At 62.6% G+C, this 16,910-nt stretch carries 18 protein-coding genes; 17 read left to right on the top strand and 1 reads right to left on the bottom strand.

The window, feature by feature from the left end:
• Positions 1–45 precede the first annotated feature (45 nt).
• The 7 genes from BLU15_RS08515 to BLU15_RS08485 all read left to right on the top strand — a co-directional run bounded on the left by BLU15_RS08515 (position 46) and on the right by BLU15_RS08485 (position 7,424).
• Positions 46–858: a DeoR/GlpR family DNA-binding transcription regulator gene (locus BLU15_RS08515; protein ID WP_034796966.1), complete on the top strand. Its 813-nt coding sequence runs from the start codon at positions 46–48 to the stop codon at positions 856–858.
• A 117-nt stretch (positions 859–975) separates the two neighbouring features.
• A complete protein-coding gene (rhaS, locus tag BLU15_RS08510; protein ID WP_060522260.1) occupies positions 976–1,965 on the top strand; it encodes a rhamnose ABC transporter substrate-binding protein in 990 nt (329 codons plus the stop codon).
• Between the two features lie 266 nt (positions 1,966–2,231).
• Positions 2,232–3,728, top strand: coding sequence for a sugar ABC transporter ATP-binding protein (locus BLU15_RS08505; protein ID WP_060522259.1), 1,497 nt, complete (start codon positions 2,232–2,234; stop codon positions 3,726–3,728).
• Positions 3,725–4,705 (top strand): ABC transporter permease, encoded by a 981-nt coding sequence (locus BLU15_RS08500; RefSeq protein WP_034796963.1) that lies wholly within the window; start codon positions 3,725–3,727, stop codon positions 4,703–4,705. The genes BLU15_RS08505 and BLU15_RS08500 overlap by 4 nt, the downstream gene beginning before the upstream one ends.
• Positions 4,705–5,709, top strand: a complete 1,005-nt coding sequence (locus BLU15_RS08495) for an ABC transporter permease (protein ID WP_034796962.1) — start codon at positions 4,705–4,707, stop codon at positions 5,707–5,709. The genes BLU15_RS08500 and BLU15_RS08495 overlap by 1 nt, the downstream gene beginning before the upstream one ends.
• Before the next feature lie 7 nt (positions 5,710–5,716).
• Positions 5,717–6,031, top strand: coding sequence for an L-rhamnose mutarotase (rhaM, locus tag BLU15_RS08490; protein WP_034796960.1), 315 nt, complete (start codon positions 5,717–5,719; stop codon positions 6,029–6,031).
• A gap of 4 nt (positions 6,032–6,035) precedes the next feature.
• Entirely contained in the window at positions 6,036–7,424 is a 1,389-nt protein-coding gene (locus BLU15_RS08485; RefSeq protein WP_090294978.1) for an FGGY-family carbohydrate kinase, read from the top strand.
• Positions 7,425–7,475: 51 nt separating this feature from the next.
• On the opposite strand, the gene BLU15_RS39485 is transcribed toward BLU15_RS08485, so the two are convergent.
• On the bottom strand, positions 7,476–7,718 hold the full coding sequence (locus BLU15_RS39485) for a hypothetical protein (protein WP_156552927.1): 243 nt from the start codon (positions 7,716–7,718) through the stop codon (positions 7,476–7,478).
• Positions 7,719–8,113: 395 nt separating this feature from the next.
• Here BLU15_RS39485 and BLU15_RS08480 point away from each other — a divergent pair, with 395 nt between their 5' ends.
• From BLU15_RS08480 to BLU15_RS08435, 10 genes are all read left to right on the top strand, one after another.
• On the top strand, positions 8,114–9,730 hold the full coding sequence (locus BLU15_RS08480; protein WP_090294977.1) for a globin-coupled sensor protein: 1,617 nt from the start codon (positions 8,114–8,116) through the stop codon (positions 9,728–9,730).
• Between the two features lie 41 nt (positions 9,731–9,771).
• Complete coding sequence (locus BLU15_RS08475) at positions 9,772–10,065, top strand: STAS domain-containing protein (RefSeq protein WP_034796954.1); 294 nt, start codon at positions 9,772–9,774, stop codon at positions 10,063–10,065.
• Positions 10,066–10,069: 4 nt separating this feature from the next.
• Positions 10,070–10,435 (top strand): response regulator, encoded by a 366-nt coding sequence (locus BLU15_RS08470; protein WP_025425897.1) that lies wholly within the window; start codon positions 10,070–10,072, stop codon positions 10,433–10,435.
• 19 nt (positions 10,436–10,454) lie between these two features.
• Positions 10,455–12,746 carry a chemotaxis protein CheA gene (locus BLU15_RS08465; protein ID WP_090294975.1) on the top strand — a complete coding sequence of 764 codons (2,292 nt, stop codon included), beginning with the start codon at positions 10,455–10,457 and terminating at the stop codon, positions 12,744–12,746.
• Positions 12,747–12,751: 5 nt separating this feature from the next.
• Positions 12,752–13,222, top strand: coding sequence for a chemotaxis protein CheW (locus tag BLU15_RS08460; RefSeq protein ID WP_090294973.1), 471 nt, complete (start codon positions 12,752–12,754; stop codon positions 13,220–13,222).
• Entirely contained in the window at positions 13,219–14,127 is a 909-nt protein-coding gene (locus tag BLU15_RS08455) for a protein-glutamate O-methyltransferase (protein WP_090294972.1), read from the top strand. The genes BLU15_RS08460 and BLU15_RS08455 overlap by 4 nt, the downstream gene beginning before the upstream one ends.
• A complete protein-coding gene (locus BLU15_RS08450; RefSeq protein WP_034796943.1) occupies positions 14,124–15,182 on the top strand; it encodes a protein-glutamate methylesterase/protein-glutamine glutaminase in 1,059 nt (352 codons plus the stop codon). Before BLU15_RS08455 ends, BLU15_RS08450 begins: the two co-directional genes overlap by 4 nt.
• Positions 15,182–15,571 (top strand): response regulator, encoded by a 390-nt coding sequence (locus BLU15_RS08445; protein ID WP_025425902.1) that lies wholly within the window; start codon positions 15,182–15,184, stop codon positions 15,569–15,571. Before BLU15_RS08450 ends, BLU15_RS08445 begins: the two co-directional genes overlap by 1 nt.
• A complete protein-coding gene (cheD, locus tag BLU15_RS08440; RefSeq protein ID WP_034796938.1) occupies positions 15,568–16,122 on the top strand; it encodes a chemoreceptor glutamine deamidase CheD in 555 nt (184 codons plus the stop codon). Before BLU15_RS08445 ends, cheD begins: the two co-directional genes overlap by 4 nt.
• A 73-nt stretch (positions 16,123–16,195) precedes the next feature.
• Positions 16,196–16,588: a chemotaxis protein CheT gene (locus BLU15_RS08435; protein ID WP_034796935.1), complete on the top strand. Its 393-nt coding sequence runs from the start codon at positions 16,196–16,198 to the stop codon at positions 16,586–16,588.
• Positions 16,589–16,910 lie beyond the last annotated feature (322 nt).

Below are 16,910 nucleotides of genomic sequence, written 5' to 3'. Positions count from 1 at the left end.
CAATGGTCGATCGTGATGGAAGCATGAACGCCATCGGAGGAACGCATGCACGAGAAAGAAAGACACCGGATCATTCAGTCGGCGGTTCAGGAAAAACCCGTCGTCACCGTCCAGGAACTGGTCGATCTGACCGACAGTTCCGAGGCGACGATCCGGCGCGATATTGCAGCCCTCCACGTGCAGAAGAAGCTGCGACGGGTGCGCGGCGGCGCCGAGGCGATCAATCCGCCACAATTCGTCGGCCTTGCCGGTCGTCCGTTCAAGGTCAACGAGGGCCTGCACGCCCGCGAAAAGCAGGCGATCGCCAAGGAGGCGGTGGCGCTCTGCGAGGATGGCGAGCCGATCATCATCAATGGCGGCACCACGACCTTTCAGATGGTGCATTTCCTCAGCAATCGGCGAATGCAGGTTTTCACCAATTCCTTCCCGATCGCCGAGCATCTTTTGAAGCATTCGAAGAACACGGTGATGCTGTCGGGCGGCACGATCTACCGCGAGCAGAACATCATCCTCAGCCCCTTCGACAATGACGTGACGCGCAATTTCTATGCGCGCCGCATGTTCATGGGGGCACAGGGCTTAGGCCCGCTCGGCCTGATGGAGGCGGATCCGCTGTTGATCCAGGCGGAGCAGAAACTGATCGACCAGGCCGACGAACTCGTCGTGCTGGTGGACTCCTCGAAGTTTCACAAGCGGTCGAGCCTCATCCTTTGCGGGCTGAAGCGGATCGCCACTGTCATTACGGATTCGGGCATCGAGGACAGGCATGCCGCGATGCTTGAAAATGCCGGTGTGCGGCTGGTCGTTGCCAGCTCGAGAGCCGGCACAGATGCGGAGAACATGTCCTCGTCCGCCTGAGGGGTGGGCGAGGAGAGGGGAAGGTGACGCTCACGGCCGGAGGGGCCGGGGCATCGCCAATGGAGGAAATCGCGCCGGTGACGCTTGTCGCGTGCCGGTCATTGGGAGGAAATGAGCATGAAAATCCTGAAGTCACTGATGGTCACGGCCGCCGTTTCGCTGGCGCTGATGGCCAATGCCGCGCATGCGGAAAACAAGAAGATCGCGCTCGTGGTCAAGGCGCTCGGCATCGGCTTCTTCGAAGCCGCCAACAAGGGCGCGCAGGAAGCCGCCAAGGAGCTGGGCGACGTCGAGGTGATCTATACCGGCCCGACGACGACGACCGCCGAAGGCCAGATCGAGGTGATCAACTCGTTGATCGCCCAGAAGGTTGACGCCATCGCCGTTTCCGCCAACGACACCGACGCCCTCGTTCCGGCGCTGAAGAAGGCGATGGATCGCGGCATCAAGGTCATCTCCTGGGACTCAGGCGTCGCCAAGGATGGCCGCCTGATGCACCTGAACCCGTCGTCGAGCCCGCTGATCGGCAACATGATCATCAAGCTCGCCGCCGACAACCTGCCTGAGGGCGGCGATGTCGCGGTGCTTTCAGCAACGGCGACCTCGACCAACCAGAACACCTGGATCGCCGAGATGAAGAAGGTCCAGGGCAACTACAAGGGCATCAATGTCGTCGCGACCGTTTATGGTGACGACCTCGCCGACAAGTCCTATCGCGAAACGCAGGGCCTTATTCAGTCCTATCCGAACCTGAAGGCGATCATCGCGCCGACCTCGGTCGGTATCGTTGCCGCCGCCCAGGCCGTCACCGACGCCGGCAAGATCGGCCAGATCAACGTCACCGGTCTCGGCCTTCCCTCGGAAATGGCCGGCCACGTGAAGTCGGGCGCCTCCAAGTCTTTCGCGATCTGGAACCCGATCGACCTCGGCTACTCCGCAACGATGGTCGCCTACGACCTGATCAACGGTGCCGAAGCCAAGCCGGGTGCTGAACTGAAGATGGGCCGCATGGGTGCCGTCAAGCTCGACGACAACAACGAAGGCGCGATGGCCGACCCGTTCGTCTACGATGCCAAGAATGTCGAGGAATTCGCCAAGATCTTCTGATCCGGCGAAAGCCCCTCATCCGCCTGCCGGTCCCTTCTCCCCGCTTGCAGGGAGAAGGGACAAGCGGCAACGGTTTGCCCCCCTTCCCGACGAGGAGGGAAGAGAGCGGCATGCCCGAGCCTTCTCACCGCATGCGGGGAGAAGGTTAGGGTGAGGGGCAACCCGCGCGGGCGGATACGAGGGCATACGAGGCCCGAACGACTTCGCGTTATCGAAACGACTGAATGGTGGACTGTCTCTTGCTGCAGGATACGCTCACATCGCGGATGAAGCCCGCCATTGCGCTCGAAGGGATCTCGAAGTCCTTTCCCGGGGTGAAGGCGCTCTCTGATGTTTCGCTGGCGCTCTATCCGGGGTCGGTGACCGCGCTGATCGGCGAAAACGGCGCCGGGAAATCGACGCTGGTGAAGATCCTGACCGGCATCTACCAACCGGACGAGGGCACGATCTCCGTCGGTGATCAGGAGGTTCATTTCCCGACGGCGCTGGCGGCCGCACGCGCCGGCGTCACCGCGATCCATCAGGAAACCGTGCTCTTCGATGAGCTCTCGGTCGCGGAGAACATTTTCCTCGGCCACGCCCCGCGCAATCGCTTCGGGCTGATCGACTGGAAGAAGCTCAATGCCGATGCGCGTGCCTTGCTTTCGCGCGCCGGTGCCGATCTCGATCCGACCATCCGCCTGCGCGATCTCGGTATCGCCAAGAAACATCTGGTCGCGATCGCCCGCGCGCTGTCGATCGATGCGCAGGTGGTGATCATGGACGAGCCCACGGCCGCCTTGTCGCACAAGGAAATCCACGAACTCTATGCCCTCGTCGAACGGCTGAAGGCAGACGGCAAGGCGATCCTGTTCATCAGCCACAAGTTCGATGAAATCTTCCGCATCGCCGACCGCTACACGGTGTTTCGCGACGGAACGATGGTCGACGAAGGGCTGATCGCCGATGTCAGCCAGGACGAACTGGTGCGCCTTATGGTTGGCCGCGCTGTCGGTTCGGTTTACCCGAAGAAGGACGTGGCGATCGGCGAACCGGTGCTCACGGTCTCCGGTTACCGCCACCCGACCGAGTTCGAGGACATCAACTTCGAGCTTCGCCGCGGCGAGATCCTCGGCTTCTACGGCCTGGTCGGCGCCGGCCGTTCCGAGTTCATGCAGTCGCTGATCGGCGTCACCCGGCCATCGGCCGGTGCTGTCCGGCTCGATGGCGAGGTGCTGGTGATCCGCAGCCCGTCCGAAGCGATCCGGGCTGGCATCGTCTATGTGCCCGAAGAGCGCGGCCGCCAGGGTGCGATTATCGGCCTGCCGATCTTTCAGAACGTCACGCTGCCGTCGTTGTCGCGCACCTCGCGCTCGGGCTTCCTGAAGCTTGCCAACGAGTTCGCGCTCGCCCGCGAATATACCACGCGCCTCGACCTGCGCGCCGCCTCGCTCGATCAGGATGTCGGTACGCTTTCGGGCGGCAACCAGCAGAAGGTCGTTATCGCCAAGTGGCTGGCGACGAAGCCGAAGGTGATCATTCTCGACGAGCCGACCAAAGGCATCGACATCGGCTCCAAGGCCGCCGTGCACGCCTTCATGAGCGAGTTGGCGGCACAGGGCCTGAGCGTCATCATGGTCTCCTCGGAAATCCCGGAGATCATGGGCATGTCCGACCGCGTCATCGTGATGCGCGAGGGGCGGATCGCCGGGCGCTTCGAGCGCGCTGAATTGACGGCGGAAAAGCTGGTGCGTGCCGCAGCCGGCATTCAGGAGGCCGCGTGATGGCAAACATCCTCAGGAATCGCGAACTGCTGCTGGTCGGCGCGATCGCCGTGCTGCTGGCGCTGATCACCTGGCGTTTCCCGCCCTTCGTCGCGCCCGCGAACCTCGGGCGCGTCTACAACGACACGTCGATCCTGATCATTCTGGCGCTTGGCCAGATGGCGGTGATCCTGACGCGCTGCATCGATCTTTCGATGGCCGCCAACCTCGCGCTCTCGGGCATGGTGGCGGCGATGCTGAACGCCGCCTTTCCGGGCCTGCCGATCCCGCTGATCATCCTTGCGGCAGTTGCGCTCGGCACTTTGCTCGGCATGATCAACGGCGCGCTCGTCTGGAAGCTCGACATTCCGCCGATCGTCGTAACCCTCGGCACGCTCACCATCTATCGCGGCCTGATCTTTCTCTTGAGCGGCGGCAAGTGGATCAATGCCCACCAGATGAGCGACGCCTTCAAGGCATTGCCGCGCGACGAGCTCTTTGGTTTCCCGGTTCTCTCCTGGCTCTCGCTGGTGATGATCGCGCTCGTTTTCCTGCTGATGAGCCGCACGGCGCTCGGACGCGCCTTTTATGCGGTCGGCGGCAATCCGCACGCGGCGGTCTATACCGGCATCGATGTCGGCCGCACCCGCTTCTCGGCCTATTGCATATCCGGCGCGCTTGCCGGGCTCTCGGGCTATCTTTGGGTGTCGCGTTATGCCGTCGCCTATGTCGACATCGCCGCCGGCTTCGAACTCGACATCATCGCAGCCTGTGTGATCGGCGGCATATCGATCGCCGGCGGCATCGGCACGGTAGCAGGCGCGGTGCTCGGTGCGCTGTTCCTTGGCGTGATCAAGAACGCCTTGCCGGTCATCAATATCTCGCCCTTCGCCCAATTGGCGATTTCGGGCATGGTCATCATTGTCGCTGTTGCCGTCAACGCCCGCGCCGAGCGGCGCAAGGGCCGCGTCATCTTGAGAAAGGCGGAGGCTGTCTGATGGCCGAGACGCACCTTACCCCACGACATATCCCCGATCGGCTGGAAGGCCGCAGCGCGCGCCTGCTGAAGAGCTGGGAAAGCCTGCTGCTTGTCGTCGCCTGCCTCATCTTTCTCGGCAACTCGCTGGCCTCGCCCTACTTCCTCGACCCGTGGAACCTCTCGGACGCGACCTTCAACTTCACCGAAAAGGCGATGATTGCCTTCGCCATGGCGCTGGTGATCATTTCCGGCGAGATCGATCTGTCGGTGGCCTCGATCATCGCGCTCGCCTCGACGGCGATGGGCTATGCCGTGCAACTTGGCTTCGACACGCCGGCGCTGGTGGTGATCGGTCTCTCTGTCGGGCTTCTTTGCGGTGCGATCAACGGCCTCTTGATCACCGGTCTCGGGTTGCCCTCGATCGTGGTGACCATCGGCACCATGAGCCTCTTCCGCGGTCTCTCCTTCATCATCCTCGGCGACCAGGCTTTCACCGGTTATCCCGACAGCTTCTCGTGGTTCGGCCAAGGCTATGTCTGGTGGGTGTTCTCCTTCGAGTTCACGCTCTTCGTTTCCCTCGCGGTCGTCTACGGCGTCGTCTTGCACAAGACCAATTTCGGCCGCGCGGTCTATGCCATCGGCAACAATCAGACGGCGGCGCTCTTCTCCGGCATCCGCGTTGCGCGCATCAAATTCATCCTCTTCCTCCTGACCGGGTTGATGGCCGGGCTTGCCTCGATCTGCCTGACCTCGCGCCTCGGCTCGACGCGCCCGTCGATCGCGCTCGGCTGGGAGCTGGAGGTGGTAACGATGGTGGTACTCGGCGGCGTCAACATTCTCGGTGGCTCCGGCACCATCCCGGGCGTCGTGCTGGCCGCCCTGATCATGGGTATGGTGACCTTCGGTTTCGGCCTGCTCAACGTGCCGGGCATCGTCATGTCGATCTTCATCGGCCTGCTACTGATCTCGGTGATCGCGCTCCCCATTCTCTGGCGGCGCGCCCGTCAGCGTCTCGCACATTGAGGATCCGATGGAAAAATACGCGTTCCGTATGCGCCTGAACCCAGGCATGGCCGCCGAATACAGGGCGCGGCACGATGCCATCTGGCCGGAACTGGCCACCCTGCTGAAGGAGGCCGGCGTCTCCGACTACTCCATCCATCTGGACGAGGAGACCAGTCTGCTTTTCGGTGTGCTCTGGCGGACCGACGATCACCGCATGGCCGACCTGCCGTCCCATCCCATCATGCAGAAATGGTGGGCCTATATGGCCGATATCATGGAAACCCATGGCGATAACGAACCGGTGGCGGTGCCGCTGACGACCGTTTTCCATTTGGACTGATAAGATGCGGGTTGTTGGCGTTATCGATATCGGCAAGACCAATGCCAAGGTCGCAGCCGTTGATCTCGACCGTTTCGAGGAGATCGCCGTCCGCAAGACGGCGAATGCGGTGCTGACTGATGGTCCTTATCCGCATTTCGATGTCGAGCGTCTCTGGGCCTTCCTGCTCGAAAGCCTCGCGTCACTCCATGCCGAACACGTCTTCGAGGCGATCTCGATCACCACCCACGGCGCGACCGCCGTCGTGCTCGACGCATCAGGCAACCTGGCGCTTCCGGTGTTGGACTATGAGCACGCCGGTCCCGACAGCCTCGCCGCCGAGTATGATAATGTCAGGCCGCCCTTTTCCGAGACCGGCTCCGCGCGCCTGCCCATGGGCCTCAATGTCGGCGCCCAGCTCTATTGGCAGCAGAAGACCTTTCCCGACGACTTCGCCAGGGTCGCCTCGGTCCTCACCTATGCGCAATATTGGACCTATCGACTGACAGGTACGCTCTGTAACGAGCTGACCTCGCTCGGCTGCCACACGGATCTCTGGAACCCACGGGCAGGGACATTCTCGTCTCTTGTCGAAAGCCAGGGCTGGACGCCCCTCTTCGCACCGGTGTTGAAGGCGAGCGATATCGCCGGAGCGCTACTGCCAGAGCTTTGTTCGGCAACGGGCATTGCATCAGGGACCCCCGTCTATTGCGGCATTCACGATTCCAACGCCTCGCTGCTGCCGCATCTCCTGACACGTACCTCGCCCTTCTCGGTGGTCTCAACCGGCACCTGGGTGGTGATGCTTGCGGTCGGCGCCGAGGCGAAGGTGCTCGATGAACACCGCGACACGCTGATCAACGTCAACGCGCTTGGCGATCCCGTACCCTCCGCCCGCTTCATGGGCGGCCGCGCCTTCCAGCTTCTGTTGGGGGAGGGGGCGCCCCCTGTGTCGCCGCAAACGGAAGAGGCCGTGGCCGGGGCCGGCCACATGCTGCTGCCGTCCATTCCCGAGGGATCCGGTCCCTTTCCGGCCGCAAAAGCGATCTGGACGACGGACGAACGGGAGCTTGGCCCCGCCGAACGCTTTGTCGTCGTCTCGTTCCATCTGGCGCTGATGACAGCCACCTGTCTCGACCTGATCGGCGCGCGCGGCGATATCGTCGTCGAAGGGCCCTTTGCTTCCAACAGGACCTATCTGCGCATGCTCGCCGCAGCGACGGGCCGGCCGGTCTTTGCCGATCCCCACAATATCACGGGTACGAGCCTCGGTGCTGCGTGTCTGGTTAAGGGATCCGCGGTCAGGACCGGGGTCGAGCCGCTTGCGGGCGAGATCGCGGAGAGCCTCGCCGCCTATGCGCAGGCATGGCAAAAGGCGACGCAGGACCATGTGTGCAAAGAAAAGCGGCCGTAGAACATCCGTCCCCGGCCGCAGAGATGCCTGGTTGTGTCAGTAAGAGACGGGCTAAAGCCCGATCAAAACACAGAGCTGCGCTTTGCCGACCGGTTGTGCTCGATGTTGAGCACGATCGATACTGCCATCATTGTCAGGATTGCTGTGAGTGCGGCGCCAATGCCAAGAACAATCATTGTTCGTTTCCTGTAAGCGCATCGTCATGATGTCGCTTTGCGTGATGCGAAGGTTTCTTCGCGCATGCAGCGCCCACTTCACTTTCGCTTCGATACGCGAGCGCAAGTCGAAGTACAATTCTAAACTCTTGTGATTGAGAACCTGTTGGTTTCAGGCGTGTTTATTACAGTTTTGTTGCAGCGCAAAAATGGCGCGTGAAAACACCCTGTGAATTTTAGTGATTCCGATTAGAGGCGAGGGACCGTTAACCTTCAAGCAAGGAATTAACCATAAACATGGTCCCACACGTCGGAATGGGATAATTCACAAGTCTCCTCAAGGCATGATGCCGCCCCGCCGTACCGGTTCCGGTCCGGTATCCATTCTTCACCGAATTTACTTGCGGGATGAACGACAGCAGACGCTTTTCGGCGGAGGCTGATCTCATCGATGTGGCGTGCACGTCCGGTGGACCGTGGCTCTCCCTGATGCTCCCCAGGCAAGTTCCGAACGTGCAGCACCGGGGATCAGCGTTGAGGCAGGAAGCATCGTCAGAACAGGCAAAAAAGGGCCAGGCAGGCAGCCTGCTGGAGCGCCTGCGCTTTGCCGGGCTCGACGACGAGAGCTGCAACCGCGTCCGCGATCACAGACAAAAGCTTTCTCCCCGGATTGATCAGGCGCTTCGCGACCTCTTCCAGCGCCTCCAGACCTATCCCGACGCCGCCCGCCATTTCGACAGCGACCGCCAGATCGACCGCCTTCAGGATCTTCAGTCGTTGCACTGGAACGTGCTGACCGACGCACGCTTTGACGGGCTTTATGCCGAGCGCATCAAGGTGCTCGCAGACACCGCAAGCCGCATGGGCCTCGACCCGCGCTGGCAGATGGCAAGCCATGCCGTCGTGCTCGAACATCTCATCGTCGGACTGATCGAAGACGCCTGGCCGCGATCCTTCCTGCCGATGGGCAAGGCGCGCCGCCGCGAACTTTGCGAGCTCGTCGCCGCTCTGGTGCGCACGACCTTCGTCGACAGCGAGATCGGCGTTTCGCTCCGCTTCAACGCCCTCCGCCAACAGCACCAGCGGCAGCTCGCCGAGCAGCGCAGCGCCGACGAGCTGGAGGTCAAGGCGCTCTTCGGCGACTTTGCCGAAGGCGTGAGCCAGGGTGATCTCGGCGCGCGGTTGCCGGAAACGGCGGTCGAAGCCTATCAGCCGATCGTGGCGAGCCTGAACGCGGCACTCGAACAGATCCAGCAAAGTCTTCAGGCCTCCGATCAGCGCAGCCAGGCTGCCGGGGTACTGGTCGACCGCATGCGCGACGGCGCGACAGCCTTCACGGACAAGGCGAGCGCTGAAGCCGACGCGCTTTCCGGGCAGCTTGCCGTGCTCTCCGACATGGCCGGACGCATGGCGACCGGTTCGGGCCGGATCAGCGCCACGGAAACGAAGGCCAACGAGACCCGCATTGCCGTCGAGCGCAGCGGCGAGATCGCCGGCCAGGCGATTTCCGCCATGGCCGACATCGAGGCGTCGGCCGAAAAGATCGGCCAAATCATCGGCGTCATCGACGAGATCGCCTTCCAGACCAATCTTTTGGCGCTCAACGCCGGCATCGAAGCGGCGCGCGCCGGCGACAGCGGTCGCGGTTTTGCCGTCGTCGCCCAGGAAGTGCGTGCGCTGGCACAGCGCTCCGGCGAAGCGGCGCGCGAAATCAAGCAGCTCGTTTCCGGCACCAAGGCGCAGGTCGAGACCGGCGTCGAGATTGTCGGCCGCACCCAGGACGCGATCAGCAGCATCGTCGAGCAGGTCACGTCGATCAATTCCGCCGTCTCCGGCATCGCCCGCGAGGCGGAGCAGCAGGTCGGCGACCTCCGCGGCGTCGCGACCGAGATCGGCACGATCTCCAGGGGTGTCGAGGCAAGTGCCGCGCTGGCCGGCGATACCGTCCGTTCGTCGGACGATCTTCATACGGTCATCGTCGAGCTCGGCGAGACCATCCGCCAGTTCCGCCTGGAGCGTCGCCATCCGGCCGCATCGGCGCGCGCCGGCCGCGAGCCCTTCCGTCACACATCCGCCGTCGTTGCCGAAGAGCCGGCCGCAGCGTTGTTTGACGACGGGCTGCAGCGGCAGCTCGCCGGTTGGCAGCGCTGATATCAAGGGCAGTAGAGAGTTAGCAGTCGAGGAAGACAGAAATGGCCAGCAAGAAGACCGCCCAGAAGACGCTTAGCCTCGCTCCGGTTTTGGACCTGAATGAGGCAACGGCACTGCACGAGAAGCTGCTCGCGCTCAAGGGCAGCGATATCGTGATCGACGCTTCCGCGGTCGAGCGGGTCGGGACGCTTTGTGTCCAGGTGCTGATGGCCGGCGCCAAGACCTGGGAAGAGGAACATTTGTCTTTCACCTTCAGCAAGGTGTCGGACGCTTTCGAGAAAACGACACAGCTCATCGGGGTCGAGATCGACCACCTGATGGCAAAGGAGATTTGAGAAAATGAAGAAGCGAGTTCTGACGGTCGACGACTCCCGGACGATCCGAAACATGCTGCTGGTTACGCTGAACAATGCCGGTTTCGAAACGATTCAGGCCGAAGACGGCGTCGAAGGCCTTGAGGTCCTGGAAGAAGCCAATCCGGACGTGATCGTCACCGACATCAACATGCCGCGTCTCGACGGCTTCGGCTTCATCGAAGGCGTGCGCAAGAACGATCGCTACCGCGCCATTCCGATCCTGGTACTGACCACCGAAAGCGACGCGGAGAAGAAGAACCGCGCGCGTCAGGCGGGTGCAACCGGCTGGATCGTCAAGCCGTTCGACCCGACCAAACTCATCGATGCAATCGAGCGCGTAACGGCCTGAAGTCCGGGGATAGCCTCCAATGGATATGAACGAAATCAAAGAGATCTTCTTCCAGGAATGCGAGGAACAACTCGCCGAACTGGAATCGGGTCTGCTGAAGCTCAATGATGGCGACCGCGACCCGGAAACGGTCAATGCCGTTTTCCGTGCGGTGCACTCCATCAAGGGTGGCGCCGGCGCCTTCGGGCTGGACGACCTCGTCTCCTTCGCGCACGTGTTCGAGACGACCCTTGATTGCGTTCGTTCCAATAGGCTCGATCCCGGACCGGAAGTTCTGAAGGTGATGCTGAAGTCGGCCGACGTACTCGCCGACCTCACCAACGCTGCGCGCGATGGCGGCAGCGTCGACGAGGCGCGCAGCCGCCAGCTGATCAAGGAACTCGAGGCGCTGGCAAACGGCGAAGTTCCACAGGCGTCGGCAGCGCCGGCCGAAACGGTTGCCAAGCCCGTCGCTGCCGTGGCTCCGCCGCCGGTCAACGACGAAGGCTTCCAGCCGGTCGCCTTCTCCTTCGATGACTTCGACGCGGCTGAAGAGCCGCCGCTGATGGAAATGCCCACCTATGAGATCGTCTTCAAGCCGAAGTCCGATCTCTACGCCAAGGGCAACGAGGCAACGCTGCTTCTGCGCGACCTCTCGCGCCTTGGCGAGATGAGCATTCATTGCGATATGGGCGCACTGCCGACACTCGATCGGCTGAGCCCGGAGAGCGCCTATTTCTTCTGGAAGATCTCGCTCAAGACCGACAAGGGCGAGGACGCGATCCGTACGGTTTTCGAATTCGCCGAGTGGGATTGCGACCTGGAAATTTCGCTGGTCGAAGACGAGGCGACGCAGTCGGGCGAAGAGCTGCCGATGCAGCCCGTTCCCTTCGACCTGTCGATCCTTGACGACGAACCGGCGGTATCGGTCGGTGTCGTCGAGGAAGAAGAACAGCTTGCCTCCCAGCAGCAGGATCGCGACGCCGCGGTTTCAGCCGCCGGCACGGCCAGCAACGTGCTGCAGATGGCGCAGTCCGCCGCCCGCGCACCGGCTGAGAAGGCAGCTCCCGCGGCCAGCGCCGCCGCCCAGAGCGCTGCCGCCCAGCAGGCCGCCGCGTCGGCTGCAACGCCGACCATTCGCGTCGATCTCGATCGCGTCGACCGCCTGATCAACCTTGTCGGCGAACTCGTGATCAACCAGGCGATGCTCTCGCAGAGCGTCGTCGAGAACGACACCAACGGCACGTCCTCGATCAACATGGGCCTCGAAGAGCTGCAGCAGCTCACCCGCGAGATCCAGGATTCGGTGATGGCGATCCGCGCCCAGCCGGTGAAGCCTGTCTTCCAGCGTATGTCGCGTATCGTTCGCGAAATCGCCGACATGACCGGCAAGTCGGTCCGCCTGATCACCGAAGGCGAGAACACCGAAGTCGACAAGACCGTCATCGACAAGCTCGCCGAGCCGCTGACCCATATGATCCGCAACGCGGTCGACCACGGCCTCGAAACGCCGGAGAAGCGCCTTGCCGCCGGCAAGAGCGCCGAAGGCACGGTGCGCCTGACGGCGAAGCACCGTTCCGGCCGCATCGTCATCGAGCTTGCCGACGACGGTGCCGGCATCAACCGTGAGAAGGTGCGCCAGAAGGCGATCGACAACGACCTGATCGCCGCCGACGCCAACCTCTCGGACGAAGAGATCGACAACCTTATCTTCCACGCCGGCTTCTCGACGGCCGACAAGATCTCCGACATCTCCGGCCGCGGCGTCGGCATGGACGTGGTCAAGCGCTCGATCCAGGCGCTCGGCGGTCGCATCAACATCTCCTCGAAGCCGGGCCACGGTTCGGTCTTCACCATGAGCCTGCCGCTGACGCTCGCCGTTCTCGACGGCATGGTGGTCACCGTCGCCAACCAGACACTCGTCGTGCCGCTGACCGCGATCGTCGAAACACTGCAGCCGGAAGCCGCAGCGATCCATTCCTTCGGCTCCAACCAGCGGCTGATCTCGATCCGCAACTCCTTCTGCCCGCTCGTCGACGTCGGCCGGATCCTGAATTTCCGTGCCATTCAGGCGAACCCGGTCGAAGGCGTCGCCCTGCTCGTCGAATCGGAAGGTGGCGGCCAGCGCGCCCTGATGGTCGATGCGATCCAGGGGCAGCGCCAGGTGGTGATCAAGAGCCTCGAGGCCAACTACACCCACGTGCCGGGTATCGCCGCCGCGACCATTCTCGGTGACGGCCGCGTGGCGCTCATCCTCGATGTCGACGCGATCGTCGCCGCCTCGCGCGGGCATTCGCTGAAACCTGAAATGTCACTGGCTGCAGTCGGATAATGACAATGACCTATGCCGCAAGAAATCTGACCACGGACGGACGGGAGCTGATCGCTTTCCGCGTCGGCGATCAGGAATTCTGCGTAAACATCATGCAGGTGCGCGAGATCCGTGGCTGGACGCCTGCGACATCCATGCCGCATGCGCCATCCTATGTGCTCGGTGTCATCAACCTTCGCGGTGCGGTGCTGCCGATCGTCGATCTCTCGGCCCGGCTCGGCATGACGCCGGCCGACCCGACCGTGCGTCACGTCATCATCGTTGCGCAGGTCAAGAGCCAGGTCGTCGGCCTGCTTGTGGATGCCGTCTCCGACATCCTGACGATCACCGACGACAAGATCCAGCCGACGCCGGATGTCATCTCGTCGGAGTTCGAAAAGAGCTTCGCGCGCGGTGTGCTTGCGATCGAAGGCCGGATGATCTGTCTCATTGAACTCGAAGCGATCTTCCCGCAGGAAGAAAGGGAAGCCGCATGAGAAGTCAGCCCGTCGCTGAACAGAAACTGTCGCCGGACGAGTGCCTAGCGAGCGGCGAGTATCCGTTGACCCGCCGCGATCTTACCGAGATCGCTGCGATGATCTATGCGGATGCCGGCATCTATCTCAACGAGACCAAGGCGTCGCTTGTTTATTCGCGGCTGTCGAAGCATATCCGCAATCTCGGGCTCAAGGGCTTCCGCGAATATTGCCAGCTGGTCGCTTCGCCCGCCGGTGCGGCTGCGCGGCGCGACATGCTTTCGCATCTGACCACCAACTTCACGCGGTTCTTCCGCGAGAACCATCACTTCGAGCACCTGAAGACCGACGTGCTGCCGGAGCTCATCGCGCGCGCTAAGGCCGGCGGCCGGGTGCGCATCTGGTCGGCCGCCTGCTCGGACGGCCAGGAGCCCTATTCGATTGCGCTGACGGTTCTGTCGCTGCTGCCGAATGCGGCCGACTACGACTTCCGGATCCTGGCAACCGACATCGACCCGAAGATCCTGGCGCTCGCCCGCGCCGGTGCCTACGACGCAACCGCGCTCGAAACCGTCAATCCGGCCATGCGCAAGCAATATTTCTCCGAGGTCAACAGCGGCGGCCGCTTCAAGTGGCAGGTCGACGATCGGGTCAAGCGGCTGATCACCTTCAACGAACTGAACCTGATGGCGCAATGGCCGTTCAAGGGGCCGTTCGACGTTATCTTCTGCCGCAACGTCGTCATCTATTTCGACGAGCCGACGCAGATGAAGATCTGGTCGCGCTTCGCCGGCATGCTGAACACCGACGGTCACCTTTATATCGGCCATTCCGAACGGGTGTCCGGTGACGCGAAGGCGCACTTCGACAACATCGGCATCACCACCTACCGCCACACCGGCAAATTTCATGGAGGACGGGCATGACCACTCCCGCTCGCGTTCTCGTCGTTGACGACTCCGCCACAATGCGTGGCCTGATTACAGCCGTGCTCAACGCGGATCCAGACGTGACCGTCGTCGGCCAGGCGGCCGACGCCATGGAAGCGCGCCAGGCGATCAAGCAACTCGATCCCGATGTCGTCACCCTCGACATCGAAATGCCGAACATGAACGGCCTCGAATTCCTCGACAAGATCATGCGGTTGCGGCCGATGCCGGTCATCATGGTCTCGACGCTTACCCACAAGGGCGCTGAAGCCACGATCGCAGCACTCGAGATCGGCGCCTTCGATTGTGTCGGCAAGCCGCATCCGGGCGATCCCCATCCCTTTGCCGGTCTCGTCGACAAGGTAAAGGCGGCCGCCCGCTCGCAGCGCAAGTTCATCATCACCGGCAATAAGGTCGCGGCGCCGGCTCCGGCCAATGCAAATACGGCGTCCGAGTACCGAGCCGGCCGCAAGATCATCGCCATCGGCGCCTCGACAGGCGGCGTTGAAGCCCTGATCACGGTACTGCAGAAGTTCCCGGCCAATTGCCCGCCGACGGTCATCACGCAGCACATGCCGCACACCTTCACCAAGAGCTTCGCGGAGCGGCTGAACCGTCTCTGCGCGCCGGCGGTGCAGGAGGCGACGGACGGCGCGCGGCTCGAAATCGGCAAGGTCTACCTGGCGCCCGGTGGCGAGCGCCATCTGCAGGTCGCCAACCCGACGGCACCCTGCTGCCGCCTGGTTGACCGCGACCCGGTCAACGGGCATCGGCCCTCGGTCGACGTGCTGTTCGATTCAGTCGCCGAGCTTGCCGGACGCAATGCAATCGGTGTCATTCTGACCGGCATGGGGCGCGACGGCGCCTCCGGTCTCCTGAAAATGCGGCATGCCGGAGCAAAGACCTTCGGCCAGAACGAAAAGACATGTGTCGTCTACGGCATGCCGAGAGTCGCCTATGAATTGGGCGCCGTTGAAACCCAGCTCCCCCTCGGATCCATCGGGGAGGAGGTCCTGAAAGCAGCGGCGCTCCGCAAGGAAGGAAGCGAATAATGTCCATCGCCGAAAAAATCAAAGTTCTGATCGTCGACGATCAGGTGACGAGCCGCCTGCTCCTGGGTGACGCCCTGCAGCAGCTCGGCTTCAAGCAGATCACCGCCGCTGGTGACGGGGAGCAGGGCATGAAGATCATGGCTCAGAACCCGCACCACCTCGTGATCTCTGACTTCAACATGCCGAAGATGGACGGGCTCGGCCTGCTGCAGGCTGTCCGCTCCAACCCGGCGACCAAGAAGGCGGCCTTCATCATCCTGACGGCCCAGGGCGACCGTGCCCTGGTTCAGAAGGCAGCGGCCCTCGGTGCCAACAACGTTCTGGCCAAGCCCTTCACCATCGAAAAGATGAAGGCTGCGATCGAAGCCGTATTCGGGGCGCTCAAATGAACATGGAAGCCGCCGGCAAGCGCGTGCATGTCATCCAGGGTGAGTACAAGGTCTTCAACGATCCGAACATCGTGCTGTCGACCATTCTCGGTTCCTGTGTGGCAGCCTGCATGCGCGATCCCGTGGCCGGCGTCGGCGGCATGAATCACTTCCTGCTGCCAGGTTCCGCGACGTCGCCCATGTCCGGCGGCGACGCGACCCGCTACGGGGTCCACCTCATGGAATTGCTCATCAACGGTCTCCTGAAACAGGGCGCCCGGCGAGATCGTCTCGAAGCCAAGATCTTCGGCGGCGCCAAGACGATCGCGCGGTTTTCCAATGTCGGCGAACAGAACGCCGCCTTCGCGCGCCAGTTCCTGCTCGACGAGGGCATCCGCATCGTCGGCGAGAGCACCGGCGGCGAGCACGGCCGCAAGCTCGAATACTGGCCGTCGTCTGGCCGCGCCCGGCAATACGCCCTGACCGGCGTCGAGACGCAGCGCACGGTGCAACTGGAGGAACGCCCGATCGTCGCGCCGAAGCCGGCCGAAAGCTCCATCGAATTCTTCTGATGCTGCGAGGCAGGCGCCTCGCAGGCCTGAAATACGACTTCTACCGCAGCCCCGAGCCACGTGAGACATACACATGCAGACCGACTACCTGGGCCACATGCCGCACGTGGAAGAAGCGCTCCCCGAAGTGCTGATGCGCATCGTCACCGAATTGCATGACGTCGCCTATCTGATCGAGCGGATCGAGCCGCAACTGGCCGGTGACCACGGCGCCGATGCGCTTGCCAATCCCGACAAGATGATGGTGCTGCAGGGCATCGACCTTGCCGTGCAGAAGACCCGCGGTCTGGCCGAGTTCATCGACACGATTACCGCATCGATCCCGGACGCCTGGATGGTCGACGTCACCACGGCCGTCAATCTGGTAAAGCTTGCCGATATGAAAAAGGCACTTGGCAACGGCATGTTGCGCCACGGCCACTCCCAACCGCTGACGAAGGCGGCCGGTGATTTCGAAGCGTTCTGACGCTCCCAGAGAGCCTCGCAGGACGCGGGTTCAAGAAACATCCATTTAAAATCAATGGCTTGCTGTACCGAATTCTGACGCGGCCGCGACTTTGCGCGCAGGTTTGGCTGCGTCCGGCGGTCCGTTTCGCCCCAGTGCATAAGTTTTGCGGCGGCGCCTCCGCCGCTTCGGTCGGGCGCATCAAGCCAAGTTCGCGCAAGTTTCGTTTCCTACGGTCCGGATCGGGACTGGTGGATTCGCGCGCATTGGAAGTCGATACTCGGCATGTCGATACCCAGAAAACCCGAATGTTGGAACTGCGCAGGGCGCTCGGCCGATGATC

It is taken from the genome of Ensifer sp. YR511 (assembly GCF_900103045.1).
GTDB classification, from domain to species: domain Bacteria; phylum Pseudomonadota; class Alphaproteobacteria; order Rhizobiales; family Rhizobiaceae; genus Ensifer; species Ensifer adhaerens.
This window is presented reverse-complemented; position numbering and strand designations above follow the sequence as displayed.

Bases quoted from the DNA above. Each gene is read 5' to 3' on its own strand.
- BLU15_RS08455 (WP_090294972.1), top strand. From the start codon at position 13,219: ATGAGAAGTCAGCCCGTCGCTGAACAGAAACTGTCGCCGGACGAGTGC.
- BLU15_RS08495 (WP_034796962.1), top strand. From the start codon at position 4,705: ATGGCCGAGACGCACCTTACCCCACGACATATCCCCGATCGGCTGGAA.
- BLU15_RS08465 (WP_090294975.1), top strand. From the start codon at position 10,455: ATGGATATGAACGAAATCAAAGAGATCTTCTTCCAGGAATGCGAGGAA.
- BLU15_RS08515 (WP_034796966.1), top strand. From the start codon at position 46: ATGCACGAGAAAGAAAGACACCGGATCATTCAGTCGGCGGTTCAGGAA.
- BLU15_RS08450 (WP_034796943.1), top strand. From the start codon at position 14,124: ATGACCACTCCCGCTCGCGTTCTCGTCGTTGACGACTCCGCCACAATG.
- cheD (WP_034796938.1), top strand. From the start codon at position 15,568: ATGAACATGGAAGCCGCCGGCAAGCGCGTGCATGTCATCCAGGGTGAG.
- BLU15_RS08460 (WP_090294973.1), top strand. From the start codon at position 12,752: ATGACCTATGCCGCAAGAAATCTGACCACGGACGGACGGGAGCTGATC.
- BLU15_RS08475 (WP_034796954.1), top strand. From the start codon at position 9,772: ATGGCCAGCAAGAAGACCGCCCAGAAGACGCTTAGCCTCGCTCCGGTT.
- rhaS (WP_060522260.1), top strand. From the start codon at position 976: ATGAAAATCCTGAAGTCACTGATGGTCACGGCCGCCGTTTCGCTGGCG.
- BLU15_RS08470 (WP_025425897.1), top strand. From the start codon at position 10,070: ATGAAGAAGCGAGTTCTGACGGTCGACGACTCCCGGACGATCCGAAAC.
- BLU15_RS08505 (WP_060522259.1), top strand. From the start codon at position 2,232: ATGAAGCCCGCCATTGCGCTCGAAGGGATCTCGAAGTCCTTTCCCGGG.
- BLU15_RS08445 (WP_025425902.1), top strand. From the start codon at position 15,182: ATGTCCATCGCCGAAAAAATCAAAGTTCTGATCGTCGACGATCAGGTG.
- BLU15_RS08435 (WP_034796935.1), top strand. From the start codon at position 16,196: ATGCAGACCGACTACCTGGGCCACATGCCGCACGTGGAAGAAGCGCTC.
- rhaM (WP_034796960.1), top strand. From the start codon at position 5,717: ATGGAAAAATACGCGTTCCGTATGCGCCTGAACCCAGGCATGGCCGCC.
- BLU15_RS08485 (WP_090294978.1), top strand. From the start codon at position 6,036: ATGCGGGTTGTTGGCGTTATCGATATCGGCAAGACCAATGCCAAGGTC.